2 protein-coding genes are annotated in these 2,155 nt (G+C 58.3%); both read right to left on the reverse strand.

Annotated features, from left to right (window positions below):
- Positions 1-363: 363 nt before the first annotated feature.
- Positions 364-537, reverse strand: coding sequence for a hypothetical protein (locus EKM04_RS16600; RefSeq protein WP_183897763.1), 174 nt, complete (start codon positions 535-537; stop codon positions 364-366).
- Between the two features lie 547 nt (positions 538-1,084).
- The gene (locus EKM04_RS16605; RefSeq protein ID WP_183897764.1) at positions 1,085-2,014 is read right to left on the reverse strand and encodes an ArdC family protein; all 930 of its coding nucleotides are present in this window, start codon (positions 2,012-2,014) and stop codon (positions 1,085-1,087) included.
- Between the last annotated feature and the right edge of the window lie 141 nt (positions 2,015-2,155).

The raw sequence follows: 2,155 nt of genomic DNA on the forward strand, positions 1-2,155 counted from the left end.
GCGGGGGCGCTTGGGCGAAACTGAAATGGAAAGAGGGGAGGCGGGCCTGCTGCCCGCCTGCTTTGTGAATGTGCGCGCTGGCGCGCTCCATCTGAATATTCGATCCTGCCTGCAATATCGAAACTGTGCGCGGATCTCGCGTGAGGGATCGTTACCCGAATGGGCCGAAACCGCTTGCGGGTTCGGGTCGCGTAGCGACTAGAGCCCGGCCCGAAGGGACACGCCCATGGGCTTGATTAGTAGATGCTGCAACTCGAACATACATTTCGCAGCGCCAGGTCCTTCAAAAACCAGCTTCCGACACCACTACTGCCCGCGATCTGACGCGGATGAACCGGGGGCGTTAGCCCCCGGTGCCCCGCGTTAGCGGGGCTTCTTGCTCCATTCCCCGCCAACTTCAATCTTGGCGATGAGAGGGATGGAGAGGGTCAGCTTGATTGTGAAGCGGCCATTCTTCACGACGGGCTTGATGAGCTTGGCGAAGTAAGAGCGGATGCGACGGCCAGTGCGGGCGAGGAATTTGTAGGTTGCGTTCATGGTTAGCTCCTTTCGGTGTCTGCGTTGATTGCAGGTCAAAGGTGGTCCTCGGCGTTGAGCGCTGTTGCACCCGTAGGGCCGCAGCGAAGCGGAGGACTTTGGACGGAAAGATTTTTGGAGCGGCTTCAGCCGCGGGCGCGAGGAGCCCGCTTGCGGGCGGGGAAAAATCTTTTTGACCAAAGTTGCAATGGCGCGGCCGAGGACCATACTGACCTGAAATCAATCAACGCAGACACCGAAAGGAGCGGTGGACGCTACCGATCTCGCCCGCACTGGCCGTCGCATCTGCTCGCTGGCAGGCTCGCACGGAGCGTGGCCGCTTCACAATCAAGCTGGCCCTCGGACCGCCGCCACGATTGGTGAGGAAATGGAGCAAGAAGCCCCGCTAATGCGGGGCATGGTGTAGCTGCGCGATCTCGCGCATCATTATTGCAAGCGTAGCGCGCGAGGCTGCAAAGCCGGAAGATCAAAACGGGCGGGTTCGATGCCCGCCCGCTTTGACCGCCGCAACGGAGAATGGCGGCCGATATACGGCCACCATCAATTCTCATGCTGCAAGCTGTTCTTCGCTTTGGCTTTGCTCTTGTCCGGGCTGCAAACTGTGAAGGTACGAAACCGCCTTTTCCGCCTGTGACGCCGCCTGAATAATCGCCCGCTTGTCGCCCTTCAAGACTTCGAGCCACGACTTGATATAGGCTGCGTGATCGTCACGCGGTTCTATTGCAAGCGCCATATCTGCGGCAAAAAATACGCTGCCAAGTTCGGCAACCAGTTCCTCCCGCGCTCTCTCGGATCGGTCCTTGCTGTAACGGCTTAGATCGCGGCCTACGCGATTTGCGGTCCAGTGGACCCCCTCGTGGGCCAGTGTCGTTGCAAACGCTTCTGCCGACACGAAAGCTGAAAACGGCGGCATTTGAATGTAATCTCCAGCAGGACTGTAAAAGGCTTGGCTTCCGTCCTCGCGGATGACCGCTCCCGTATTGGCAAAAAACTCATCGACGGCAGTGATACGCTCTTTTTCAACCGCACCTTCTGGCGCTTCTGCCTGAGCATAAAAATGATCTGGTAGGCCGTCGATCTGATCCGCGCAAAACACGCTGTAGCCCTTCAAGAAAGGGATGCGGCGTTTCTCGCCATCATCATGCTCGTTTTCTCCCTGCTTTTCGATTGCACCGGCGTAAACGACAAGGCAGGATTTTTCGCCCTTCCTGACCTGACCTTTAAGCTCCTGCGCCTGTTTGTAGGTCATCCAGTATGGGGAACGAAAGCCGCGCTCTGCTGCTGTCATCCATAGAAGCACGGTATTGATGCCGCGATAAGCTACGCCATTGTGTCGCAAAGGACGAATGGGCGAACCACACGCGCCCCACGGCTGCATCCATGGCCGCACACCTTGCTCAAGCTGCTCAATGATCTTGTCGGTGACTGACTGATAGATATCGCTGCGCGTTGTGTCCGTCTTTGCCTTGCCGCTCATAAGATTTCCCTTTTCGCCTGTGGGCGAGGCCACCGCCGTTTGCTCCGGTGAATAGCCTCCTGGCATTCACCGGAGCGAAGGGAGGGGGGCGAAGACCCCCGAGTGTCCGCGTTGAGGAACGCTCAAGGGGTTGGCGCACAA

Origin of the sequence: Rhizobium skierniewicense Ch11, from assembly GCF_023757665.1 — a bacterium.
In the GTDB taxonomy this organism is placed as follows: Bacteria; Pseudomonadota; Alphaproteobacteria; order Rhizobiales; family Rhizobiaceae; genus Agrobacterium; species Agrobacterium skierniewicense.

What these genes read in the sequence shown, in the direction of transcription:
- EKM04_RS16600 (WP_183897763.1), bottom strand. Translation starts at nt 537, where the DNA reads ATGAACGCAACCTACAAATTCCTCGCCCGCACTGGCCGTCGCATCCGC.
- EKM04_RS16605 (WP_183897764.1), bottom strand. Translation starts at nt 2,014, where the DNA reads ATGAGCGGCAAGGCAAAGACGGACACAACGCGCAGCGATATCTATCAG.